We start from the raw sequence: 24,712 nt of genomic DNA on the forward strand, positions 1-24,712 counted from the left end.
GTCAGCACGCAATGAGCCGTCGCCGCATGCTCGGCGCCCTCGCCGGCGTCGCCGGCGCGGCGGCCGTCGGCGCCACCGGACTCGCGACCGCCGCCGGCGCCAACGGCAACGGCAACGGCCTGCTCGTCCCGGCCGGCAAGCGCGGCATCATCCTCTACAGCGTCCGGGACCGGATCGGCGCCGCCCCGGACACCAGCGGAGTGCCGTACGGCTTCGAGCGGGTGCTCGCGCGGCTCGCCGAGATCGGCTACAAGGAGGTGGAGTTCGCCGGCTACAACCAGCACACCTCCATCCTCGGCCGGCAGATCACCGCCGCGGAGATCCGCAAGATCCTGGACGACAACGGGCTGCGGGCCAACGGCTCGCACACCTCCATCCCGAGCGTCCTCAACCCCACCACCCTGGCCGCGTTCGAGCAGCAGCTCGACGTCGCCGAGACGCTGGGCATGACGCACATCGGCACCGGCAGCGACCCGACCGGCAGCAACTACAAGGCCGACTGGGACGCCGCCGCCGAGCGGTGGAACACCCTGGGCGAGCTGGCCGCCGCCCGCGGACTGAAGCTGTACACGCACAACCACGACGCGGCGTACAACTTCCTGCTCGACAGCGGCCCGCTGGACGCCCTGGGCCGGCCGACCCGGTCCTCCGGGGTCCGGAAGCTGGAGTACTTCATCGGGCTCACCGACCCGGCGTACGTGTGGTTCGAGATGGACATCTACTGGGCGCACGTGGCCCGGCACCGGTTCCGCAGCTACACCGACCCGGACGGCGTGACGCGGACCGACGTCTTCGACCCGCTGGCGACGGTGGCGGCCCAGCCGATCCGCTTCCCGCTGTTCCACGCCAAGGACGGCGCGTTCAACCCGGCCAGCAGCGCGGGGTACGAGATGGTGCCGCTCGGCCAGGGCGACATCGACTACGGCGGGTTCTTCGCCAACATGGGTGCGAAGGGCTACCACAACCCGATGTGGGAGCAGGACAACGCGCCGGGCGGCGCCGCCGACCCCGGCCGCTCCCTGCGGTACGCGGAGATCAGTTTCCAGCACATGTCGGGTCTGCGGGGCTGACGGACCCGGCACGCGCCGGGGGCCGCGCCGGGACGACCGGCGCGGCCCCCTCGCGCCACACGGCGGTAACAGCGCCGTGGAAGACTCGGGCCGGGAGGTGGTGGCGATGGTCCTCGTCCGGCCTGAGAACGCGTACCAGGCGCGGCTCGTCCGGCTGCTGCGCGACGACGGCCCCCGCTCGCGCGTGGAACTGGGCGACGCGGTGGGTCTGTCCCGGTCGAAGCTGGCCGCGGAGGTGGACCGGCTGGTCGAGCGGGGCCTGGTCGAGAACGCCGGCCCGGCGGCGTCGCGCGGGGGCCGGCGGTCCTCGCTGCTGCGCGTCGCCGGCGGCCTGCGCTTCGCCGGCGTCGTCGTCGGCACGGACCGGATCACCGTCACGGTGACCGACGGCGAGTTGAGCGTGCTGGCCGAGGTCCACGAGCCGATCGACGTCCGGCTCGGGCCGGAGCCGGTGCTCGGCCGGGCCGTCGAGCTGGTCGGGAAGCTCCAGGCCGAGCTGGGCCTGGCCCAGCTCACCGGGGTCGGCGTGGGCCTGCCGGGGCCGGTCGACTTCCCCGAGGGCATCCCGGTCTCGCCGGCGGCCATGCCGGGCTGGCACCGGTACCCGGTGCGCGAGGCGTTCGCCGCCGAGCTGGGCTGCCCCACCCTGGTCGACAACGACGCGAACGTGATGGCGCTCGGCGAGAAGCACGCCGGGATCGGGCGCACCTTCGACGACTTCCTCTACGTCAAGCTCGGCAGCGCGATCGGCTGCGGGCTGGTGCTCGGCGGCGCGCCCTACCGGGGCGCGACGAGCAGCGCCGGCGACATCGCCCACCTGCCGCTCACCGAGGACGGGCCGAGCTGCGTCTGCGGCGAGACCGGCTGCCTGGAGGCGTACTGCGGCGACAGCGGGCTGGTCGGCGCGGCGCTCGTCGCGGCGCGCGCGGGCCGGTCGACGGCGCTGGCGGGCCGGCTGGCCGAGGCCGGCGCCCTCACCGTGGCCGACGTCGCCGCGGCGGCGGGCGCGGGCGACGCCGCCGTGCAGGCCCTGGCCCGGGAGGCGGCCCGCCGCCTGGGTCAGGTGCTGGTCGGCCTGGTGAGCTTCTTCAACCCGGGCATCGTCATCATCGGGGGCGCCCCGGCCGGGCTGGGCCACACGCTGCTGGCCGAGATCCGCGGTGTGGTCTACCGCCGATCCGCGCCGCTGGCCACCGGCACCATGCCGATCGTGCTGTCGGACCTCGACGACCGCGCCGGCGTGGTGGGCGCGGCGCGGCTGGTCAGCGAGCACGTCTTCGCGGCCGGCTGACGGGGGCCGACCGGCGGCCGGCCCCCGGTGCGGGCCTCAGTCCTTGCTGCTGAACGCGGCGTCGAAGGCCGCGGCCGGGGCGTCGAAGGCGAGCCGGCGGACGAACTGCAACGCCTCCGGGGCGCCGACGAGACGGTCCATGCCGGCGTCCTCCCACTCGATCGAGATCGGGCCGGCGTAGCCGATCGCGTTCAACGCCCGGAAGCAGTCCTCCCAGGGCACGTCGCCGTGCCCGGTGGAGACGAAGTCCCAGCCGCGCCGCATGTCCGCCCACGGCAGGTGCGAGGCGAGCCGGCCCCGCCGCCCGTCCCCGGTGCGCACCTTCGCGTCCTTGCAGTCGACGTGGTAGATCCGGTCGGCGAAGTCGAAGATGAAGTTCACCGGGTCCAGTTCCTGCCAGACGAAGTGCGACGGGTCCCAGTTCAGCCCGAACGCGGGCCGGTGCCCGACCGCCTCCAGCGTCCGCTTCGTCGTCCAGTAGTCGTACGCGATCTCGCTCGGGTGCACCTCGTGGGCGAAGCGCACCCCCATCTCGTCGAAGACGTCGAGGATCGGGTTCCACCGGTCGGCGAAGTCCTGGTAGCCCCGCTCGATCATCGACGGCGGCACCGGCGGGAACATCGCCAGGGTGTGCCAGATCGAGGACCCGGTGAAGCCGACGACGGTGTCGACGCCCAGTTTCGCCGCCGCCCGGGCGGTGTCCTTGATCTCCTCGGCGGCCCGGCGGCGCACCCCCTCGGGCTCGCCGTCGCCCCAGATCCGGGCGGGCAGGATGCCCTGGTGCCGCTCGTCGATCGGGTGGTCGCAGACGGCCTGGCCGACCAGGTGGTTGGAGATCGCGTAGACCTTCAGGTTGTGCTTGGCCAGGGTCTCCCGCTTGCGGTCGACGTACGAGTCGTCGGCGAGGGCCTTGTCGACCTCGAAGTGGTCGCCCCAGCAGGCGATCTCCAGCCCGTCGTAGCCCCACTCGGAGGCGAGCCGGCAGACCTCGTCGAACGGAAGGTCGGCCCACTGGCCGGTGAAGAGCGTGATGGGTCGCGCCATGGTGCTTCTCCCCTGTGGTGATGGGGATTCCGGTGGATGTGCGGGGCCGGGGCGAGGGTGACCGGGCGGGCCGGTGCGCGGCGGGCCACGGCGGGACACCGGCGGGTGCGCGCGCACCTGGAACCGCCGGGTTGCGCCTCCCGCCGGTCACCGGCAACCGCCACGGTCGCCGCCCCCACTCTAAAACCGCCGGGCCCCCCACGAAACCCCTCCGCCCCGCTCCCCGCGATCTTGCACTCTCCGCCCCCGGTTCACGGCCTTCGTCCGGGATGCCGGGGCACGAACTGCACGATCGCGGGGAGGATCGGGAGGGTGGAGCCGGGGGTCAGGGCAGGGTCCACTTCTGGTTGGCGCCGGTGTGGCAGGTCCACAGGTGCACGGCCTGGCCGTCGGCCGGGTTGTTGCCCGAGACGTCCAGGCACTTGCCCGACTGGGGGTTCCTCACCGTCCCGTCCGGCTGCGCTGACCAGTTCTGCGCGCCCGTACCGTTGCACGTCCACAACTGGATCTTCGTACCGTCGGCCGAGCCGCCACCGGAGACGTCCAGGCACTTGCCCAACGCCCTGACCGTCGAGTTCGGCGTCACCGTCCAGGTCTGCGCCGCGCTGCCGTTACAGGTGTTGATCTGGATCTGGGTGCCGTCGGCCGTGGCGGCGTTGCGCACGTCCAGGCACTTGCCGCCCAGACCCTTGATCGGGCCGGTGCCGGTGCCGCCGCCACTGGACCTCACCAGGGTGAAGTCGTCCACGTCGAAGAGCCCCGAGCCCGACCCGGTGAAGGTCAGGTAGAGGTTCCGGGTGCCGGTCGGCACTCCGGCGAGGGTGGTGGTGACGTCGGCGAAGGTGGTCCAGCTCCCGGTGTTCGGCACCGCGACGGAGCCGAGCACGGCGCCGGTGGTGGAGCCCGTACGCACCTGGATGGTGCCGCCGGAGCCGCCGGAGACGACCCGCGCCCGGAACGACGTCACGCCGGTCAGGTCCACCCCGTCGTACGCGGCCCAGTCGCCCGGGTCGATGTAGCCGAGGGTCTGGCCGCCGTTCGCGCCCGCCTTGGCGAACGGGGTGACCCCGCTGCCCGAGCTGAACGCCTCCGCCTGGACGGTGGTGTTCCCGCCCGGCGGGGTGACGCCGAGTTCCTTGATCCGGATGTTGCGGAACGACGCGTCGTCGCCGGTGCCGTGGTTCTGGAGTCCGACGTGTCCGGCGAGCGAGCGGGCCGGGTCGGTGTTGGTGAAGTCGTTGATCTTCACCCCGTTCAGGAAGACCTGGAGCCGCTCGCCCTCGACGAGCAGCTCGTAGGTGTTCCACTCCCCCGGCGGGTTGAGCGCGGCGTCGCGGGCGGCGAGGTCGGCGGACTTGAAGGTGTAGACCGCGCCGGTGGTGCGGTCGGCCGCGTCGGTGGCGTCGATCTGCACCTCGTAGCCGTTGTTCACCGCCGACCAGGGGTCGCTGGAGGCCGGGAAACCGATGAAGACCCCGGAGTTGTCGTCGCCGGCGAGCCGCCAGTCCAGCTTGAGCGAGTAGTTGGTGAACTGCTTGGCGCTGTACCAGTACAGGCCCATCCCGCCGACCGAGGTCAGGGTGGCGTCGGCGTTGCTGAAGCTGCCCGGGCCGGCCTGCGACCAGCCGGTGGTCGAGCCGTTGTAGAGGGTGGTGTAGCCGGTCTCCGGCCGGCAGTCGGCCTTGCTGCGGCCGGCCGCGTAACGGATGCCGCCGAGCAGGTGCGCCCGGAAGGCCGGCTCGGCGTACGACGCCTGGGTGTGCCCGCCGCCGGTGTAGAAGGCCCGGCCGCCGCTGTGGGTCTTGCACCACGAGTGCGGGTGGTCGGCGCCCATCGAGCCGCCCGAGTACGACGACTCGTCGAGGGTGGCCAGCACCCGGGCGGTGGAGCGGGCGTTGGTCTGGTAGTTGTACCACTCGTCGGTGCGGGTCCAGGTCTGCGGCAGGTGCGCGGTGGCCGCGTGCCCCCGGTGCTCCACCTTCACGTTGGCCTGCTGGATGTGCGGGTGCGAGGCGAAGTACGCCCCGACCAGGTTGCCGTAGAAGGACCAGCCGTACTCGGTGTCGGCGGCGGCGTGCACGCCGACGAAGCCACCGCCGGAGCCGATGTACGACTCGAAGGCGCCCTGCTGGGCGGCGTCGAGCACGTCGCCGGTGGTGTTCAGGAAGACGACCGCCTCGTACCGGGCCAGGTTGGCGGTGGTGAACTGGGCGGCGTCCTCGGTGGCGGTGACGGTGAAGTTGTTCGCCGCGCCGAGGTCGCGGATGGCCTGGGTGCCGACCGCGATGGAGTCGTGCCGGAAGCCGGCGGTCTTCGAGAAGACCAGCACGTCGTACGGGGCGTCGGCGGCGCTGGCGGGGGTGGCCGGGGTGGTGCAGGCGAGGACGGCGAGGACGGCGGTGGCCGCGCCGAGGACGGGTCGGAGGAGTCTGCGCATGTCGCTCTCCAATGCCGGGGTGGGGAGGGGCGCCTCGGCCCCTCCCCGTCAGGTCAGGGCAGGGTCCACTTCTGGTTGGCGCCTGTGTGGCAGGCCCACAGGTGCACGGCCTGGCCGTCGGCCGGGTTGTTGCCCGAGACGTCCAGGCACTTGCCCGACTGGGGGTTCCTCACCGTCCCGTCCGGCTGCGCCGACCAGTTCTGCGCGCCCGTACCGTTGCACGTCCACAACTGGATCTTCGTACCGTCGGCCGAGCCGCCACCGGAGACGTCCAGACACTTGCCCAACGCCCTGACCGTCGAGTTCGGCGTCACCGTCCAGGTCTGCGCCGCGCTGCCGTTACAGCCGTAGATCTGGATCTGGGTGCCGTCGGCCGTGGCGGCGTTGCGCACGTCCAGGCACTTGCCGCCCAGCCCGACGACCGGGCCGGTCCGCACCGCGCTGGTGGCGAAAGTGAACGAGTCCACGTCGTAGAGCGCGCCGGTGCCGGAGCCGGCGAAGGTCAGGTAGAGCGTGGTGGTGCCGGCCGGCGCCCCGGCGATGCTGCCGCTGACCGTGGTGAACGTGTCCCAGGCTCCGGTGACCGGGACGGTCGCGGAGCCGAGCACGGTGCCGGTGGCCGAGCCGGCCCGCACCTGCAGGGTGCCGCCGGAGCCGGCCGAGGAGACCCGCGCGCTGAACGAGGTCGCGTCGGTGAGCCGGTACGGCTCGAACGCGATCCAGTCGCCGTTGTTGATGTCGCCGACCGTCTTGCCGCCCTCGGCGGTGGCCTTGTCGAAGGTCCCGACGCCGGAGGAGGTCTTGAAGTGCTCCGCCTGCCGCTTGCGCGGCTGGAGGGTGTGCTGCTTGTGGGTGGTCAGCCCGCCCGCGTCGGTGTACTCGGCGTCGAAGATGGCGAAGATGTTCGCCGCGTCGTCGTGCTCGCCGTCGACGGGGATGGTGATCGAGCCCGAGCAGCCGGTCTTCGAGGTGATCTGGTGGCCGTGGCTGTCGTGGCCCAGCACGTAGGTCATCTTGACCTTGGTGCAGTCGATGGCGCCGTCCTCCGGGTCCGTCACCGTGATGCTGAACGGCACGGTGTCGCCGTAGCTGAACAGCTGGCCGTTGGCCGGGCTGGTGATGGTGACCGTGGGGGCGGTGTTGCCGACCCCGATCTGCACGTTCGCCGTGCCGGTGGCGCCCTGCGGGTCGCGGACGGTCAGCGTCACCTGGTAGGTGCCGTTGGCGGTGTACGTCTTGCTCGGGTTCGCCGCCGTCGAGGTGGTGCCGTCGCCGAAGTTCCAGGAGTACGTCAGCGCGCCGCCCTCCGGGTCGGTCGACCCGGCCGAGGAGAAGTTCACGGTCAGCGGGGCCGCGCCGGAGGTCTTGTCAGCCGCGGCGACGGCGGTCGGCGCGCGGTTGCCGCCGGCGATGTGGTCGTAGCGGTAGAGCGCCGAGTTGGCGTCGCCGTTGAAGTAGCCGGTGCCGTAGTCGAGGACGTAGAGCGCCCCCTCCGGCCCGAACGCCATGTCCATGACCTGCTTGCCGTTCCACGGGAACGTGTCGATGCCACCCGGCGAGCCGTCGGCGGTGAGGTGGATCGGCTTGACCCAGCCCCGGCCGAGTTCCCCGGCGAAGAACTGCCCGTCGAAGGACTGCGGGAACTTGGTGGTGGAGTTCAGCGCGGCGTCGTAGCGGTAGACGGGGCCGGCCATCGGCGACTCGGAGCCGCCGCCGAACTCGGGCGGGCTGCCGGCGTCGCCGGCGTACCGGATCCAGGCCGGCTTCGCCCCCGGCAGGGTGGTCAGGCCGGTGTTGCGGAACGAGTTGTTGGTCGGCCCGCCGGCGCAGTTGTACTTCGCACCGGCGGTGCCGGCGGCGAAGTCCCACTCGGCGTACGTCTCGGTGGCGGTGTTGGTGCCGGTGCAGTACGGCCAGCCGTAGTTGCCGGGGCCGGTGACCCGGTTGAACTCGACCTGGCCGCTGGGGCCGCGGGCGCTGGTGGTGCCGGCGTCCGGGCCGTAGTCGCCGACGTAGACGATGCCGGTGGCCCGGTCGACGCTCATCCGGAACGGGTTGCGGAAGCCCATCGCGTAGATCTCGGGGCGGGTCTTCGGGTCCGAGTCGACGAACATGTTCCCGGCCGGGATCGAGTACGTGCCGTTGGCGTTCACCTTGATCCGCAGGATCTTGCCGCGCAGGTCGTTGGTGTTGGCCGCGCTGCGCTGCGCGTCGTACGCGGGGTTGCGGTTGGTGCGCTCGTCGATCGGGGCGTACCCGGCCGAGTCGAACGGGTTGGTGTCGTCGCCGGTGGAGAGGTAGAGGTTGCCGGCGGCGTCGAAGTCGATGTCGCCGCCGACGTGGCAGCACATGCCCCGGTCGGCGGGCACGTCGAGGATGTCGACCCTGCTGCCGGTGTTGATGGTGAAGTCGGCGTTGAGGGTGAACCGGGATAGCCGGTTGACGCCCTGCCAGGCCGAGAAGTCGCTGCCGGTCGCCGGCGCGTCGCCCGCCGGGGTGGCGAGTGGCGGCGCGTAGTAGAGGTAGACGTGCCGGTTGGTGGCGAAGTTGGGGTCGACCCCGACGCCCTGCAAGCCCTCCTCGTCGTGCGTGTAGACCGGTAGCGTGCCGATCACGGAGGTGGTGCCGGCGGAGTCCGTACGCCGGACGGTGCCGTTGCGGGCGGTGTGCAGCACCGACCGGTCCGGCAGCACCGCGATCGTCATGGGCTCGCCGACCTCGGCGACGCCCTTGGCGAGGGTGACCTGCTGGAAGTCGGTGCCGACGATGGGGTGGGCCTGGGCGGGGGTGGGGCCGCCGAGCGCGGCCGGGCCGGCGCCGAGGGCGACCGTGCCGGCGGTGGCGACCAGCAGCAGCGCCGAGCCGGCGGAGAACCGCCGTCTGGCCCGGTGGGTGGGGGCGTCCTTCGTGGACATCGTTGTGCCGTCCCTTCCTGACGAGTGACTGCCAGGGCGGGCGCGCGCCGTCGCGCCGGGTGCCGTAGCGGGGATGCGATCGGCCCGCCGGGTGCCGTCCCCGGCCGGCCGCGACCTGCGAGGGATGGAGGCCACCGCTCGGAGGTCACCAGTCGATGGGTTCCCGCGCCGCCGGTTCACCTCGACGAAACAACTTCGATGGCACGACATTAAATGGCGTTCATCGATGTGTCTATACCTTCCGCCTACGTGACCCGAACTTTCGTCGATCTCGCCAAAAGCCCCTCGTGGGCGCCGCTCAGAGCGGACGGTCGACAGCCTGGGCGGCGAGGGCGGCGAGGGCGGCCCGGGCCTCGGGCGTCACGGGGGCGTCCGCCAGGGCTGTCAGGGCGGCGTCGGCGCGTACCCGGATCATCTGTTCGATCCGCGCGCGGGCGCCGGTGCGCTCGATGATGCCCCGCAGCTCGGCCGCCCCGTCGGCGTCCAGCGCCGGGTTGCCGAACAGCTCCCGCAGCCTGGCGGCCTGCGCCCGGTCGGCGGCGGCGCGGGTCAGCGCCATCATCACCGTCGGCTTGCCCTCCCGCAGGTCGTCCAGGACCGACTTGCCGGTGACCGCCGGATCGCCGAAGACCCCCAGCACGTCGTCGCGGAGCTGGAACGCGTCGCCCAGCGGGTCACCGAACTCGGCCAGCGCGTCGACGAGCCCCGGGCCCGCCCCGGCCAGCGTCGCCCCGATCTGCAACGGCCGGGTGACCGTGTAGCGGGCCGCCTTCATCCGGATCACGGTCAGCGCGCTGGCCACCGAGCCGTCGCCCACCCCGGAGACCAGGTCCAGGTACTCCCCCGCGATCACCTCGGTGCGCATCAGGGCGAAGACCGCGTACCCCCGGTGCACCCGCTCGGCGCTCAGCCCGCACTCGTGGAACATCTGGTCCGACCAGGCCGCGCAGAGGTCGCCGCAGAGCAGCGCGGTGTTGCGCCCGTACGCCTCCGGGTCGCCGCGCCAGGACGAGCGGGCGTGCAGGTCGGCGAAGAGCCGGTGCACCGACGGCTCGCCCCGGCGGCGGTCGCTGCGGTCGAGGATGTCGTCGTGGATCAGCGCGAACGCGTGGAACAGCTCCAGCGCGGCGGCGGCGACCACGATCGGGGTGCCGTCGACGCCGCCGGCGGCCCGCCACCCCCAGTAGCAGAAGAGCGGGCGCAGCCGCTTGCCGCCGGCCAGCACGAAGCGGTGCAGCGCGGTGAAAACGCCCCGGGGCGCGCCGTCCGGCCACTGCGGGTCCTGCCGGTCGAGGAAGGCCGCCAACTCGGCGTCGATGCGGGCCCGCAACCCGCTCACGTCGGTCGGCGCGACGGTGACGGTCACGACGCCGCCCCCGGTCGCCCGGCCGCCGGCGGCGGGGCCAGCCCCGCCAGCTCCAGCAGCAGGGCCTTCACCTCCGTCGCGGCGACCCGGTCCCGGACGGCGGACGGGTCGGAGCAGAGCAGCACCGGCCCGTCGGCCGGGTCGGCCGGCAGGCGCCCGTGCGACCCGCGCACCGCCCGGGCGCCGGCGTCCAGCCCGACCACGCTCATCAGGTAGCGCATCCCGAGCTTCTTGCGGGCCAGCGCCACGGCGGCCCGCCGCTTCGCCGCGCCCGGGGCGGCCGGGTCGAAGAACAGCTCGGCCGGGTCGTAGCCCGGCTTGCGATGGATCTCCACGAGCCGGGCGAAGTCCGGCGCCCGGGCGTCGTCGAGCCAGTAGTAGTAGGTGAACCAGGCGTCCGGCTCGGCCACCAGCACCAGCTCACCGGCGCGCGGGTGGTCCAGCCCGTGCGCGGCCTTGCCGTCGCCGTCGAGCACCTCGGCCACCCCGGGCAGCCCGGCGCAGAGCTTCGCCACCGCCGGCACGTCGGCCGGGTCGCGCACGTAGACGTGCGCGACCTGGTGGTCGGCCACCGCGAAGGCCCGCGAGGTCCACGGGTCGAGGTACTCCATCCCGGCCTGGGTGTGCACCCGCAGCAGCCCCTCGGCGCGCAGCAGCCGGTTGACGTCGACCGGGCGGGAGACGTCGGTGATGCCGTACTCGGAGAGGACCACCACGGTCGCGTCCCGTGCCCGGGCGGCGTCCAACAGCGGCCCGAGCACCCCGTCCAGCTCGGCCGCCGCCGCGGCGGCCCGGGGCGACGAGGCGCCGAAGCGTTGCAGGTCGTAGTCGAGGTGCGGCACGTAGACGAGGGTCAGGTCCGGGGACTGCTCGGCGAGGATCCGCTCGGCGGCCCGGCAGATCCACGCCGACGACGCCAACCCGGCGCCCGGCCCCCAGTAGCTGAACAGCGGGAAGGTGCCCAGCCGGTCGGTGAGCGCGTCGTGCAGCGCCGGTGGGTCGGTGTAGCAGTCCGGCTCCTTGCGCCCGTCGGCGTGGTAGACGGGGCGCGGGGTGACCGTCCAGTCCACGTCCGCGCCCATCGCGTACCACCAGCAGACGTTGGCGACGGTGTAGCCCGGCTCGGCCCGGCGGGCGGCCTGCCAGAGCCGCTCGCCGCCGACGAGGGCGTGGTGCTGCCGCCAGAGCAGCACCTCGCCGAGGTCGCGGAAGTACCAGCCGTTGCCGACGATGCCGTGCCCGGCCGGGAGCGCCCCGGTGAGGAAGGTCGACTGCACCGAGCAGGTCACCGCGGGCAGCACCGTGCCCAGCTCCGCCCGGAAGCCGGCGTCGGCGACCGCGCGCAGCCTCGGCATGTGCGCCAGCAGGCGCGGGGTCAGCCCCACCACGTCCAGCACCACCAGCCGCCGGCTCATGTCGGCACCTCGCTCCGCTCGGCGCTGGATCGACGACCCACTCGCGCACGCCCGCTCATCGCCGTACCCCCGTCGCCGCCGGGCTCGGACGGCCCGCCGGCGCCAGGCCGAGGGCGACCAGCTCGGCGCGGGCGAAGGCCAGTTCGGCGGCGATGCCGGCGGCCAGCTCCGCGTCGGTGCGCGGGCGCCGCGCGGCCGGCAGCACCCCCCAGGTGTACGTCTCCACGTCGAGGTGGTCACAGCCCGCCTCGGGCCCGGAGTAGAGCGCCGCCAGCGCGGCGCGCAGCACCGGCAGGGTGGAGCCGAGCGGTGGTTCGGGCGGGGCGTGCAGCGGCACGTGGTAGTGCACCCGCCACGGCCCGGGCAGCCGGGCGTCCAGCGCGACGTCCAGGTCGTCGGCGGCGTGGGCCGGGTCGGCCGGGTCGGCCGCGCCCGCGCAGCCGGCGGCGCGGGTCTGGTGCAGGAAGCGCGGCTCGACCCACGGGCGCAGCGCCGTCGTCGCCCCGGGCGGCGCCTCGATGGCGGCCGACACCTGCACCTTCACCACCGGCAGGCCGGCCGCCCGCAGCCGGCGCAGCGCGTCGGCCGGCTCCTCCCAGGCACAGGCGAGGTGCGCCAGGTCGAGGCAGATCCCGAGCCGCTCGGTGTCCACGCCGCGCAACAGCGCGGTGGCCTGCCCGGTGCTCTCCACCACGCAGCCCGGCTCCGGCTCGAAGCCGACCCGGACCGGCCGGCCGGTGTCCCGCTCGACGGCCGCGAGACCGGCCGCGAGCTGGTCGAGCCGGCGGCGGGCGGCGTCGGCGCGGCCGGCGTCCCAGGGCCGCCGCCAGGCCAGCGGCAGGGTGGAGACCGAGCCCCGGGCCGCGTCGTCGGGCAGCAGGTCGGCCAGCACCCGGGCCAGGTCCAGCGTGTACGCGAGCCGCTCGCCGGTGGTCCAGTCCGGGTGGTAGACGTCGCCCTTGACCACCGGCGCCTGGAAGGCCGCGTACGGGAAGCCGTTGAGGGTGACCACCTCCAGCCCGCGCGCGGTCAGCTCGGCGCGCAGCCGGCGACGGGTGCCGGGGTCGGCGGCCAGCGCGGCGGCCACCGGAGCGGCCAGCCACAGTCCGAGGCCGAGCAGGTCCGCGCCGAGCCCCTCGCGGACGGGCACGGCGTACGTGTCCAACTGGCGGAGGACGCCGGCGAGGTCGTCGGCCGGGTGCACGTTGGTGCAGTAGCCGAGGTGGACCGTGTCCCCGCCGGCGTGTCGCAGCCGCATCAGCTGCCGCCCCGCAGGATCGAGTTGCCGGCGTAGCTGCCGGTCGGCGGGTCCAGCTCGGCGAGGTCCAGGTCGGCCAGGTCGAGCCGTCCCGACTGGCCGTAGAACTCGACCGGGTTGCGCCAGAGCACCCGGTCGACGTCGTCGTCGGAGAAGCCGGCGAGCAGCATGGCCTCCCCGGTGGCCCGGGTGAGCAGCGGGTCCGAGCGCCCCCAGTCGGCCGCCGAGTTGACCAGCATCCGCTCGGTCCCGTACGCCCGCAGCAGCTCCACCATCCGCGGCGGGGACATCTTCGTGTCCGGATAGATCGAGAAGCCCAGCCAGCAACCGGTGTCGCGGACCAGCTTCACCGTCACCTCGTTGAGGTGGTCGAGCACCACCCGGCCCGGCTCGATGCCGGACTCCGCGACCACGGCGAGGCTCCGCTCGACGCCCCGGGCCTTGTCCCGGTGCGGGGTATGCACCAGGGCCGGCAGGTCGTGCGCGACGGCCAGGGCGAGCTGGGCGGCGAACGCCTCGTCCTCCTCGGGCGTCATCGAGTCGTAGCCGATCTCGCCGACCGCCACCACACCGTCCTTGTCCAGGTAGCGCGGCAGCAGGTCGAGCACCGGGCGGCAGCGCGGGTCGTTGGCCTCCTTCGGGTTGAGCGCCACCGTGGCGTGGTGGCGGATCCCGAACTGCCCGGCCCGGAACGGCTCCCAGCCGATCAGGGAGTCGAAGTAGTCGGCGAACGAGGCGGCGCTGGTGCGGGGCTGGCCCAGCCAGAACGCCGGCTCCACCACCGCGCGGACACCGGCGGCGGCCATCCGCTCGTAGTCGTCCGTGGTCCGCGAGGTCATGTGGATGTGCGGGTCGAAGATGCGCATCACGCCTCCCTGGCGGTGATCGGTGCGGAGCCGGAGGTGAGCCGGTCGAGCAGCGCGACGGCGTCGGCGGGCATGGCGCGGCCGGCGGCCTGCCGCTCCGCGGCCAGCCCGGCGAGCATCGCGGCGAGTTCACCGTCGGCACGGGCGTCGAGGTCGTGCACCACGGCCAGCGGCACGCCCGTGAACACGCACTTGAGGACCGCCTGCCGCCAGGCGGCGGGGTCGAGGTGCCGGGCGTACGGGCCGAGGGCGGCGGCGAGCAGCCGGGTGTCGTTGGTGCGGATCGCGTCGTGCAGCAGCGGCGCCCCGGCCGCGCCGATGGGCAGCAGCGGCAGGGCCTTGAGCACGGCCCGCTTCTCGGCGGCGTCGCCGTGCCGGTAGCGGGCCTCGGCGTGCGCGGCGTGGTCGGTGGGCAGCGCGGTCAGCAGCAGCGCCCGGGCCGCCTCGTCGGCGCTCCAGCCGGGCAGCCCGGGCAGGTCGTGGCGGCCACAGCGCCGGCCGGCGGCCGGGAAGAACCGGCCGATCGCCGCCGGTTCCGCCGCCACCGCCCGCACCGCCGCGTCGAGCCATTCGGGATCGGGCACGCCCCGCAGGGCGGCCCGCAGTGAATCCGGTGTCATCCCGTCTCCTCTCTCGTGCTGCTGCCCGGTGGCTGCCGTCACCGTCGTCGTCGCGCTGCCTCCCTCGCGGCGGCGCGCAGGAAGTCGAGCGAGCGGGCGGCGACGGCGGGGGCGGCGTGCGAGTGCCGGGGCAGCTCCACGGCGACCAGTCCCCGGTAGCCGGCGTCGGTGAGGGCGCGCAGCACCGGCGGGAAGTCGATCTCCCCCGCACCGAACTCCAGGTGCTCGTGCACGCCCCGGCGCATGTCGTCGATCTGCACGTTGACCAGGTGCGGAGCCACCTCGTGCACGCACTCGGGGACCGGCCGCGGCTCCAGGCAGCGGCAGTGTCCGATGTCGAGGGTGATGCCGAAGCGGGCCGGGTCGCCGAGCGCGCCGCGCAGCCGCCGCCAGCCGGCGATGTCCTCGACCAGCATGCCCGGCTCCGGCTCGAAGCCCAGGGTCACCCCCGCCGCGTCGGCGGCGTCGACCACCTTGGCACAGCCGGCGACCAGCCGGTCCCAGGCGGTCGCCGGCGCGACGGTGGCGGGGCGTACCCCGGCCCAGAAGGAGACGGCCTCCGCGCCCAGGTCGGCGCCGACGCGCACGGCCCGGCGGAGGAACTCGACGCGCCGCGCCGGGTCGTCGTGCAGCAGCGTCGGGGCGTGCTTGTGCCAGGGGTCGAGCAGGTACCGCGCGCCGGTCTCGACGACCACGGCGAGGCCGAGCGCCCCGAGACGGCGGGCGACGGCGGCCACCCGCCCGGCCAGCCCGGGCGCGAACGGGTCGAGGTGGTCGTGGTCCAGGGTGAGCGCGACGCCCTGGTAGCCCAGGTCGGCGACGACCGCGAGCGCGTCGTCGAGCCGGTGGTTGGCGAACCCGTTCGTCCCGTAGCCGAACCGCGGCGTCGTGGGGTGCGGCGGCGGGTCCGGGCGCGCCGGCGCGGGACGTTGCGGCGGCGGGTCCGCGCGCGCCGGCTCGACAGAGGGCGGCGGGGTGGTCATGTCGGGGAGACCTTCCGGGCCAGCCGGGCGCCCAGGGGCGCGGCCGCCGCCACCGCCAGCCCGAGCAGCCCGGCCCCGGCGCGCGCGGCCAGGGCCCCCTGCAACGCGGGCAGGCCGGTGATCCCGGCCCCCACCGCCGCCCGCACCCGGCCGGGGGAGGGCTCGGCCACCACCCGGGCCTGGGCCGCCCCGTAGCGGGCCGCGTACCAGCCGGCCAGCAGCGCCGGCAGCGCGGCGGCCGTCGACCGGCTGGCGCGGCCGAGCGTCACGCGGGTGGTGGAGCGGGGGTGGCGGTGCGGACCCGCCGGGGCCGGGCGTGCCGCAGCGGTGGCGGCGCTCGCGGCGACCAGGGCGGTGCCGGCGAGGGTACGCAGTGGCAGCGCGGCGTCGGCGCCGGTGACCTCCCGGCGGGACAGCGCGGTGACCGTCCACGTGTGCGCGGCCACGGTGACCGCCGCCGGCAGCGCCCGCAGCACCCGTCCGCCGGTGGCGCCGAGGAGGACGTCCAGCCCCCGGCAGGCGGCCATCACGGCCGGTCCGGCGGCGGTGTTCTTCGCCGCCAGGTCGTACCCCCAGACGGCGGCGGCGAGCGGGACCGCGACCGTGGCGGCGCGCCGGCCCCCGGCGGCGGCGGCCACCGCGACCCCGGCGGCGGTGAGGCCGGCGGCGAGGCCGAGCGCCGTCCCGGGGGCGATCCGGCCGCTGGGGATGGGCCGCTCGGGGCGTTCGACGGCGTCCAGTCGCCGGTCGGCCCAGTCGTTGGCGGCCATCCCCGCCCAGTAGAGCAGCACGGACGCGCCGGCCAGGGCGGGCGTGCGCCGGCCCAGCGCCCCGGCCGCGGCGGCCCCGGCGACGACGTCCCCGGGCACCGAGAGCGCGGCCGGCGCCCGGACCAGCTCCGCGAGGTCAGTGACGCGGGGCATCGGCACCTCCCCCGGCGTGCAGCCGGCGGGCGAAGTCGCAGAGCCGGTTCCACTGCTCGGACAGCGAGTGGGTCGCCGTGTCGAGCGGATCCTTGAAGAAGAAGGCGAGGTCGGCCAGGGGACCGGCGTGGCCGGCGGCGTGCGCGGCGGCGGTGAGCCGGGCCAGGTCCAGCACCAGGGGCGCGGCGAGCGCGGAGTCGCAGCCGTGCCAGGTGAACTCCATCCGCATCCCGGTGCCGAGGAAGCCAGCGAAGGTGACCAGGTCCCAGGCGGTCTTGAAGTCGCCCAGCGCCTCGACGTACTCGATCCGGGTGCCGCCCTGCGGCAGGTAGCCGAGCGTCTCGCCGAGCACCCGCTGCTTGCTCTCCACCTTGGCCGCGTTGGCGGCCGGGTCGGCCAGCGTGGCGCCGTCGCCGCCGCCGAGCAGGTTGACCCCCGACCAGGAGCGCACCGCCAGGTGCCGCATCGCGAACATCGGGGCGAGCACCGACTTGACCAGGGTCTCGCCGGTCTTGCCGTCGTGCCCGGCGTACGGGATTCCGCGCTGGGCGGCCAGCGCGGCCAGGGCGGGCAGCCGCAGCCCGGTGGACGGGGTGAAGTCGACGTACGGGCAGCCCGCCCGCACCGCCGCGTACGCGTAGAGCGAGCTGGGCGGCAGCACCTCGTCGGGTCCGGCGAGCGCGGTGGGCAACGCGTCCGGGTCGGCGTGCGCCGGGTGCCGGCGGGCGGCCGGTTCGGTGGCCGAGACGTTGACCACGACCACCCGGTCCAGCCGGTGCCGGCTCCGGAACTCGGTGAGGTCGCGTACGGTCGCGGCGGCCCGGTCGGCCTGGGTGCCGCCGGCGGGGGCCGGGCGGAGCGCGCGCTCGACGGCGGCCAGTTCGTCGGTGAGGGCGGCGACCAGCCGGGCGGGCAGCACTCCGGCGGCGGCGAGGGCCTCGGCGCGCTTTGCCAGCGGGGTGGTCGCGACGTCGTGTCCGCCGAAGACCAGGTCGGTGAAGGCCGGCAGGGCGGGCCCGCGCAGGTCGGGCAGCTCGGTGACGCAACCGGTCGGGCCGGCGAGCCCGGCCCGCAGGGCGAGCGCCCCGACGACGCTGGTGGTCGCGACCGAGCCGCGCGCCCCCACCAGCCAGACACCCGTACGCATGGTGCTCCTTCCCGTCAGGAGGAACCAGCCGTGCATTGAGTTACATAGATATCAGAAGTTTGTTCGGAATGATATGGATCTGTGCGGATGGGCCCCGTCCGCCGGCCGCCCCGGGGGAGCCGACCGGACCGGCGACGAAGTCGGCGGCGACGACGCCGGCCCGGTTCCCGGTGCGGTTACGGACGGACGGGGCTGGCAGGCAGGGTCGGTCGGCGTCTCGCCCCTGCCTCCCCCGCATCCGCCGGTCGGGACGACGGCGCGCCCCGACCGGACGTCGTGGTGGACACGCGCCCGGCGGGTCGCCGGGTGGTGGCGGTCCTCCGGTGCGACCGGGGAATCCCGGTCCGGCCGCACCGGACGACCGTCCTGCTCGTGCGCCACCGGGCCGCGGCCCGGCTGCACGTCCTCCGGCACCGGCCTCGTCCCGACCGCGGGGCGCAACCGCGGCCGGTCCCTCGCCGGTCGGCGCCGGAGGTGGCTCAGGCGGCGACCGTGGCCAGCGCCGGTTCCACCTCGGTCCACGAGGAACCGAGTTCCGCCGACCGGGTCACCGCGTCCAGCACCAACTGGACCTGCAACGCGTCGGCGAAGGAGGGGGCCGGGTCGGTGCCGGTGGCGACCGCCTCGACGAAGTCCCGCATCTGGTGGGTGAAGGAGTGCTCATAGCCGATGATGTGCCCGGGCGGCCACCAGGCGGACATGTACGGGTGCTCGCCCTCGGTCACCAGGATGCGGCTGAAGCCCTGCTCGGCGGTCGGCCGCGTCGCGTCGTAGAACTCCAGCTCGTTGAGGCGCTCCAGGTCGAAGACGACGGTGCCGAGCGAACCGTTGATCTCCACCCGCAGGGAGTTCTTGCGTCCGGTGGCGAACCGGCTCGCCTCGTACGTGGCCAGCACGCCGCCGTCGAGCCGGGCCACGAAGACCGCCGCGTCGTCGACGGTGACCGCGCCGGTGGCGGGGCGGTGCCCGTCGGCGCCGTGGCCGTCGACCGCGGCCCCGTCCACCGTGGCCGCCAGCCCGCTCGACCCGGCCGGCAGCGGCCGCTCCTTGACGAAGGTCTCGGTGACCGCGCTGACCCCGGTGATCCGCCGGCCGGTGACGTACTGGGTCAGGTCGATGATGTGCGCGCCGATGTCGCCGAGCGCGCCGGAGCCCGCCCTGTCCCGCTGCAACCGCCAGACCAGCGGGAACTGCGGATCCACGATCCAGTCCTGCAGGTACGTCGCCCGGACGTGCCGGATCACCCCGAGCCGCCCGTCGGCGACGAGCTGCCGCATCATCGTGACCGCGGGCACCCGTCGGTAGTTGAACCCGCACATCGACCGCACCCCCGCGGCCTGCGCGGTGGCCGCCGCGGCGGCCATCGCCCGGGCCTCGGCGACCGTGTTGGCCAACGGCTTCTCGCACAGCACGTGCTTGCCGGCGGCCAACGCGGCGAGGGCGATCTCGGCGTGGCTGTCCCCGGGTGTGCAGACGTCGACCACGTCGATGTCGTCCCGGGCGACCAGGTCGCGCCAGTCGGTCGTGTACGCCTCCCAGCCGAGCCGGTCGGCGGCGTCGGCCACCTTCCCGGCGTCCCGGCCGCAGATCAGCGCCATCCGGGCCCGCGCCGGCAGGTCGTACACCCGGTTCACGGTGCGCCACGCCTGCGAGTGCGCGGCGCCCATGAACGCGTAGCCGACCATGCCGACCCGCAGTTGCCTGTCTTTCGTGGACAAGGTGGGTCTCCCCCCGTGTGTCAGAACCCGAGCTTGAGGTAGTTGCCCGCGTTCTCCTTGGTGATCGTCTCGGAGGCGAGGATGATCTCCTTGGGCACCTGGAGTTCCACCAGGTCGGACATGCCCTTGCCCTGGGCGATCAGCCGGGCCAGGGAGATGGCCGAGGATGCCATCGACGGGCTGTAGGTCACGGTCGCCTTCAGCACCGTGTTGTCGGCCTGGATGTCCTCCATCGCCTTCTTCGAGCCGGCGCCGCCGACCATGAAGAACTCCTTGCGGTTGGCCTGGCTCACCGCGGCCAGCACGCCGATGCCCTGGTCGTCGTCGTGGTTCCAGACCGCGTCGATCTTCGGCAGGGCCTGGAGCAGCTGCGCCGCCTCCTGCTGCCCGGAGTCGGCCGTGAACCGGGCCGCCCGGCGGTTCGCGACCTTGAAGCCGTTCGCCGTGAGGGTGTCGACGAAGCCCTTCGACCGCTCCTGGGTCAGCTCCAGCTCGTCCATGCCGGCGATCTCACCGATGATCGGGTTGCTGATGCCCTTGGCCTTGAACTGCGCGACCATGTAGGTGGCGGCGGCCACGCCCATGCCGTAGTTGTCGCCCTTGATCTGGAGCCGGTACGCCCGTGCGTCGGGGAAGGCCCGGTCCAGGTTGACCACCGGGATGCCGGCCTTCATCGCCTCCAGGCCGAACGCGTTGAGCTCCTTGCCGTCGTGCGGCAGCAGCACGATCACGTCCGGCTTCTGCGAGATCAGCGTGGACAGCGCGGCCCGCTGGGCTGCCGCGTCGGCGCCGGCCTCGACCGTCTTGAAGTCCACGTCGGAGTACGCGCCGGCCTGCGCCTTGGCGTTGTTGGTGATGGCGGCGATCCAGCCGTGGTCGGCGGCCGGCGCGGAGAAGCCGATCGTCACCCGCTTGCCGGGCTCGCTGTTGCCGCCGGGCGCGCCCGCCGCCTTGGTCTGCGCCTCGGTCGGCTGGGCCTCGTTGCTGGTGCAGCCGGCGAGGAGCACGCCGGCGCCGACGGCGGCCCCGCCGAAGAGCAGCCGGCGGCGCGACACGTCGCGACTGTGCTGGGTCATGACGACCTCCTGGGTTCGCGGTGGTGGAGGGAATTCGCGGTGCGAGGGCGGGAAGAGGGCGTGCGGGGTCCGGCCACCGTCGCTCGGGTGGCCTGGACGCCGCGCGGTGCGGGTGCTGGTCGGTGCGGGTGCTGCGCGGTGCGGGTGCTGGTCGGTGCGGTGCGGGTCAGGTGGTGGTGAGCCGGTTGCGGCCCAGGAACTGCGTGAGGCTGCGGAACTGGACCTGCTGGACCAGGACGGCGGCGACGATGATGCCGCCCTTGACCATGTTCTGGGCCTCGGTGGAGAGACCGTTGATGGCGAAGAGGTTGGTGATGGTGGCGAAGATGACCACCCCGAGCAGGGAACCGATGATGGTGCCCCGCCCGCCGCTGAGCAGCGTGCCGCCGATGATCGCGGCGGCGATCGCGTCCAGCTCGTAGAGGTTCGCCATCGCCGCCTGGGCCGAGTTGGCCTGGGCGGTGAGCATGATGGCGGCGATGCCGCAGCAGAGGCCGGAGAGCGCGTAGAGCAGCACGGTGTGCCGCTTGACGTTGATGCCGGCGAGCCGGGCCGCCTCCGGGTTGCCGCCGACGGCGACCGTACGGCGGCCGAAGGTGGTGCGGTTGAGCAGCACCCACCCGGCGGCGACCACGGCGGCGAGGATGTAGACCAGCAGCGGGATGCCGAGAAGGCTGTTGCTGGCCAGGCCGTTGATGAACGTGTTGTCCGACACCTGGGTCTGCTTGTCGGAGATCTCGGCGGCCAGGCCCCGGGCGGCCACCAGCATCGCCAGGGTGGCGATGAAGGGCACCAGCCGGCCGTACGAGATGAGCAGCCCGTTGACCAGGCCGACCGCCAGCCCGACGGTGAGGGCGCTGAAGATCATGCCGCCGGCGCCGTAGCTCTGGGTGGCCACCGTGGTGCACCAGACCCCGGCCAGCGCGACGATCGCGCCGACGGAGAGGTCGATGCCGCCACCGATGATCACGAAGGTCATCCCGACGGTGACCACGCCGACCACGGCGGCGAGCTTCAGGATGCTCAGGACGTTGTCCCACACCCAGTCCGGGTCGGAGTACAGGTCGGAGCGGGTGAGCGCGCCGATGACGATGAGCGCCACCAGCACGCCGATCAGGCCGAGGTTGCGCCGGGCGCCCTCGCCGCCGTCGCCCCGCCACCAGGAGAGTCGGCCGGCGGTGGAGACCTTCGCGACGGCCGCGGTCTCCGCCGGGTCCACCGGCGGCGACTGCGCCGGCAGTTGCGCCGCCCGGTGCGGCGCCGCGGTGGACGTAGGAAGCTCGCTCATGCCGCCACCTCGCTCCGCTCGGAGTCAGCAGGAGCCTCTACCGCACTGCACAGATGATTCGCTCGCTGACGCTCGCTCATGCCGGTGCGCCTTCCATCAGGGACCCCGCCATGACGAGGTCGAGCACGGTGTTCTCGTCGAGTTCGCCGGCCGGGGCCTCGCGGACGACCCGCCCCTCCCGCATGACCAGCACCCGGTCGGCCAGGCCGAGCACCTCGGGGACCTCGCTGGAGACCAGCAGCACCCCGACGCCGCGGGCGGCCAGCCCCCGGATGACCTGGTAGAGCTCCGCCCTGGCGCCGACGTCGACACCCCGGGTGGGCTCGTCGAGCAGCAGCAGCTTCGTGTCGCCGAGCAGCCAGCGCCCGACCACCACCTTCTGCTGGTTGCCGCCGGAGAGGGTGCGCACCGGCCGGCGGACGTCGCGGGGGCGCAGCTCCAGGCTCTCGGCGATCCGGTCCGCCTCGGCCCGCTCGCGGCCGACGTCGGTGAAGCCGGCGCGGGCGTAGCGGCCGAAGGTGGCCAGGGTGACGTTGCGGTAGATCGGCTCGCCGAGCAGCAGCGCCTGGCTCTTGCGCTCCTCGGGAGCCATCCCCATGCCGGCCTTCACGGCCGCGCCGACGCTGCCGGGGCGCAGCGCCCTGCCGGCCATCCGCACCGAGCCGGCCTCGGGGCGGCGCGCGCCGTAGATGGTCTCCAGCAGCTCCGATCGGCCCGAGCCGACCAGCCCGGCGATGCCCACGATCTCGCCGGCGCGGACGCTGAGCGACACGTCGGCGAACTCCCCGGCCCGGGTCAGCCCCTCGACCGTGAGCAGCTCCGCGCCGCCGGCCGCCTCGGCCGGGCGGTCCGGGAAGACGTACTCGATGCTGCGGCCGGTCATCCGGCTGACCAGCTCGCGGGTCGGGGTGTCGCGGGCCGGCAGGTTCGCCGCCGTGGTGCGGCCGTCCTTGAGTACGGTGACCCGGTCGCCGATCTCGCGGATCTCCTCCAGCCGGTGCGAGATGTAGATGACGGCGATGCCCTGGGCGGTCAGCTCGCGGATGATCCGGAACAGGTTGCCCACCTCGTCGTGGGCCAGCACAGCGCTCGGCTCGTCCATGATGATCAGCCGTGCCTCGTGGGAGAGCGCGCGGGCCATGCTGACCACCTGCTTGCCGGCGGCCGGCAGGGCGCGGACCATCCGCCCGGGCGGGATCTCGGCGTGCCCCAGCCGCCCGAGGATCTGCCGGGTACGCCGGGCCATGTGACCCCGGCGGACGAAGCCGAACCGACGCGGCTCGTGGCCGAGGAAGGTGTTCTCCGCGACCGACAGGTCCTCGACCAGGTCGAGTTCCTGGTAGATCGTGGCGATGCCGGCGCGCATGGCGGCCTGCGGGTTGGCGAAGGACGCCGGCTCGCCGCGCCACTGCACCAGCCCGGAGTCGGGGCGGTGCACCCCGGCCAGCACCTTGATCAGGGTGGACTTGCCGGCGCCGTTCTGCCCGAGCAGGCAGTGCACCTCGCCGGCGCGCACCTCGAGCTGCACGCCGTCCAGGGCGCGTACGCCGGGGAAGGTCTTGACCACGTCGGTGAGGCGCAGGACCACCTCGCCGGCGACGGCGTCGGCGGGGGCCTCGACCAGCGGAGCGGGTGCCACGGCGGCCTCCTCGGGTTGGTTGCTCATGCCGGCACTCCGCTTCGCTCCGCGCCGCCATGAGGCACCACGGCACCGCGCCGACGACTCGCTCGCTGACACTCGCTCATGACGCCTCCGCGAAGGCAACGTCGCTGGCCAGGACGGCGGCGCCGGCGACGCCGGCGCGGGGCCCCAGCTCGGACAGGACGACCGGAAGGTTGCCGGTGGCCAGGGGCAGCGACCGGCGGTAGACCACGCTGCGGATCTCGGCCAGCAGGATGTGCCCGAGCTGGGCCAGCCCGCCGCCGATCACGATCATCGACGGGTTGGTGAAGCTGACCAGCCCGGCCAGGACCCCGCCGACCCGCCGCCCCCCGTCGCGGATGAGCTGGATGCAGGTGACGTCCCCCTCGCCGGCGCCCTCGGCGACGTCCCGGGCGGTCACCGCGCCCCGGGCGGTGAGCCGCTCGGCCAGTGCGGGCGAGGCGCCGCTGCGCGCCGTGGCGGTCGCCTCCTTCGCCAGCGCGGCTCCGCTGAACAGCGCCTCCAGGCAGCCGACGTTGCCGCACGAGCACATCGGGCCGTGCGAGTCGACCTGGATGTGGCCGATGTCCCCGGCGCAGCCGTCGGTGCCCCGGTAGACCTCGCCGCTGAGGTAGATCCCGCACCCTATTCCGGTGCCGATCTTGACGAAGAGGAAGTCGTCCACCGAGTGGGCGACCCCGCCGTGCCGCTCGCCGATCGCCATGATGTTGACGTCGTTGTCGACCACCGCCGGGCAGCCGTGCTCGCGGGTGAGCAGCTCGCGCACCGGGAACCGGTCCCAGCCCGGCATGATCGGCGGGGAGACCGGGACGCCGTCGCGGAAGCTGACCGGGCCGGGCACGCCGATGCCGACGGCGTCGAGCCGCTCGTAGGCGCCGTCGACCCTGGCCTTGTGCAGCAGCTCGTTGACCCGCTGGAGGGTCACCTTCGGGCCGGTGCGGATGTCGGCCGCCTCGGCGTACGCGGCGACCGGCTCCAGGCGGCCGTTGACCACCTCGACGTCGATCGAGCTGGCGCCGAGGTCGACGGCGGCGAACCGCAGGTGGGGGCTCAGCTCCACGAGGGTGGAGCGGCGACCGCCCCGGGAGGCGGCCAGCCCCGCCTCGGCGACGTAGCCGAGGCCGACGAGCCGCTCCAGCTCGGCCAGCAGCCGGGGGCGGGGCATCTGCAACCGGTCGCCCAGCTCGGCCCGGGACGCCGCCCCCTCGTCGCGGAGCAACCGCAACAGCTGGAGGTGCAGGGGGTCGACCGTCCGCACCGGACTCACCTCTTCACGGGGCTCGTTCACATCGACGTATCGCCGATGTGTTGTGTCCGACACAGTAGGAGCCTTCTGCGCCGCCTGTCCATACCTTCGGCAGATCCGACGCCAACTTTTGTCAGATCCAGCAAAAGCCCTCTCGCGCCCCAGCGCCCCTTACCTCTACCCACCCCCGCGATCTTGCAGTTCCTGCCCCAGCCAAATGCCACATCAGGGGTGATAGACGGCAATACTGAGGGCCGAAAGTGCAAGATCGCGGGGCAGGACGCGGGACCGGCCTGGGCGAGATGCGGGACGGGCGTGACCGGGGCGGCCTGGGCGAGGCGCGCGGCGGGGCCGGGCTGGGCGAGGTGCGGGGTCGGGCTGGGCGA

At 74.0% G+C, this 24,712-nt stretch carries 18 protein-coding genes; 2 read left to right on the forward strand and 16 right to left on the reverse strand.

The features are described 5' to 3' along the window. Window positions 1-11 precede the first annotated feature (11 nt). Together ACSNOB_RS16375 and ACSNOB_RS16380 are read left to right on the forward strand one after the other, a co-directional pair. Window positions 12-1,070, forward strand: a complete 1,059-nt coding sequence (locus ACSNOB_RS16375; protein WP_436687417.1) for a sugar phosphate isomerase/epimerase family protein — start codon at window positions 12-14, stop codon at window positions 1,068-1,070. Between the two features lie 106 nt (window positions 1,071-1,176). Then, a complete protein-coding gene (locus tag ACSNOB_RS16380) occupies window positions 1,177-2,361 on the forward strand; it encodes an ROK family protein (RefSeq protein ID WP_436687418.1) in 1,185 nt (394 codons plus the stop codon). 36 nt (window positions 2,362-2,397) lie between these two features. Here the strand turns inward: ACSNOB_RS16380 and ACSNOB_RS16385 are convergent, their stop codons facing one another. The 16 genes from ACSNOB_RS16385 to ACSNOB_RS16460 all read right to left on the reverse strand — a co-directional run bounded on the left by ACSNOB_RS16385 (window position 2,398) and on the right by ACSNOB_RS16460 (window position 24,338). Further along, window positions 2,398-3,405, reverse strand: a complete 1,008-nt coding sequence (locus ACSNOB_RS16385) for a sugar phosphate isomerase/epimerase family protein (RefSeq protein ID WP_436687419.1) — start codon at window positions 3,403-3,405, stop codon at window positions 2,398-2,400. A gap of 325 nt (window positions 3,406-3,730) precedes the next feature. After that, window positions 3,731-5,842 carry a ThuA domain-containing protein gene (locus ACSNOB_RS16390; protein WP_436687420.1) on the reverse strand — a complete coding sequence of 704 codons (2,112 nt, stop codon included), beginning with the start codon at window positions 5,840-5,842 and terminating at the stop codon, window positions 3,731-3,733. A 53-nt stretch (window positions 5,843-5,895) separates the two neighbouring features. Then, window positions 5,896-8,757, reverse strand: a complete 2,862-nt coding sequence (locus ACSNOB_RS16395) for a PQQ-dependent sugar dehydrogenase (RefSeq protein WP_436687421.1) — start codon at window positions 8,755-8,757, stop codon at window positions 5,896-5,898. A gap of 298 nt (window positions 8,758-9,055) precedes the next feature. Then, entirely contained in the window at window positions 9,056-10,123 is a 1,068-nt protein-coding gene (locus ACSNOB_RS16400) for a polyprenyl synthetase family protein (protein WP_436687422.1), read from the reverse strand. After that, window positions 10,120-11,538 carry an alkaline phosphatase family protein gene (locus tag ACSNOB_RS16405; RefSeq protein ID WP_436687423.1) on the reverse strand — a complete coding sequence of 473 codons (1,419 nt, stop codon included), beginning with the start codon at window positions 11,536-11,538 and terminating at the stop codon, window positions 10,120-10,122. Before ACSNOB_RS16405 ends, ACSNOB_RS16400 begins: the two co-directional genes overlap by 4 nt. Before the next feature lie 55 nt (window positions 11,539-11,593). Further along, complete coding sequence (gene eboE, locus ACSNOB_RS16410; protein ID WP_436687424.1) at window positions 11,594-12,796, reverse strand: metabolite traffic protein EboE; 1,203 nt, start codon at window positions 12,794-12,796, stop codon at window positions 11,594-11,596. Then, the gene (locus ACSNOB_RS16415; RefSeq protein WP_436687425.1) at window positions 12,796-13,662 is read right to left on the reverse strand and encodes a TatD family hydrolase; all 867 of its coding nucleotides are present in this window, start codon (window positions 13,660-13,662) and stop codon (window positions 12,796-12,798) included. Before ACSNOB_RS16415 ends, eboE begins: the two co-directional genes overlap by 1 nt. Continuing rightward, window positions 13,662-14,282: an EboA domain-containing protein gene (locus ACSNOB_RS16420; RefSeq protein WP_436687426.1), complete on the reverse strand. Its 621-nt coding sequence runs from the start codon at window positions 14,280-14,282 to the stop codon at window positions 13,662-13,664. Before ACSNOB_RS16420 ends, ACSNOB_RS16415 begins: the two co-directional genes overlap by 1 nt. A 38-nt stretch (window positions 14,283-14,320) precedes the next feature. Next, window positions 14,321-15,265, reverse strand: coding sequence for a sugar phosphate isomerase/epimerase family protein (locus ACSNOB_RS16425; protein WP_436687427.1), 945 nt, complete (start codon window positions 15,263-15,265; stop codon window positions 14,321-14,323). Further along, entirely contained in the window at window positions 15,262-16,188 is a 927-nt protein-coding gene (locus ACSNOB_RS16430) for an SCO3242 family prenyltransferase (RefSeq protein WP_436687428.1), read from the reverse strand. Before ACSNOB_RS16430 ends, ACSNOB_RS16425 begins: the two co-directional genes overlap by 4 nt. Next, window positions 16,172-17,335: an inositol-3-phosphate synthase gene (locus ACSNOB_RS16435; protein WP_436687429.1), complete on the reverse strand. Its 1,164-nt coding sequence runs from the start codon at window positions 17,333-17,335 to the stop codon at window positions 16,172-16,174. Before ACSNOB_RS16435 ends, ACSNOB_RS16430 begins: the two co-directional genes overlap by 17 nt. Before the next feature lie 479 nt (window positions 17,336-17,814). Further along, window positions 17,815-19,020, reverse strand: coding sequence for a Gfo/Idh/MocA family protein (locus ACSNOB_RS16440; RefSeq protein WP_436687433.1), 1,206 nt, complete (start codon window positions 19,018-19,020; stop codon window positions 17,815-17,817). 53 nt (window positions 19,021-19,073) lie between these two features. Continuing rightward, window positions 19,074-20,129 (reverse strand): substrate-binding domain-containing protein, encoded by a 1,056-nt coding sequence (locus tag ACSNOB_RS16445; protein WP_393102980.1) that lies wholly within the window; start codon window positions 20,127-20,129, stop codon window positions 19,074-19,076. 166 nt (window positions 20,130-20,295) lie between these two features. Next, the gene (locus ACSNOB_RS16450; protein ID WP_436687430.1) at window positions 20,296-21,417 is read right to left on the reverse strand and encodes an ABC transporter permease; all 1,122 of its coding nucleotides are present in this window, start codon (window positions 21,415-21,417) and stop codon (window positions 20,296-20,298) included. 76 nt (window positions 21,418-21,493) lie between these two features. Next, a complete protein-coding gene (locus ACSNOB_RS16455; protein ID WP_436687431.1) occupies window positions 21,494-23,083 on the reverse strand; it encodes a sugar ABC transporter ATP-binding protein in 1,590 nt (529 codons plus the stop codon). A 76-nt stretch (window positions 23,084-23,159) separates the two neighbouring features. Beyond that, on the reverse strand, window positions 23,160-24,338 hold the full coding sequence (locus ACSNOB_RS16460; RefSeq protein ID WP_436687432.1) for an ROK family protein: 1,179 nt from the start codon (window positions 24,336-24,338) through the stop codon (window positions 23,160-23,162). Window positions 24,339-24,712: the final 374 nt, after the last annotated feature.

This window comes from Micromonospora sp. URMC 106 (genome assembly GCF_051386395.1).
GTDB lineage: Bacteria > Actinomycetota > Actinomycetes > Mycobacteriales > Micromonosporaceae > Micromonospora.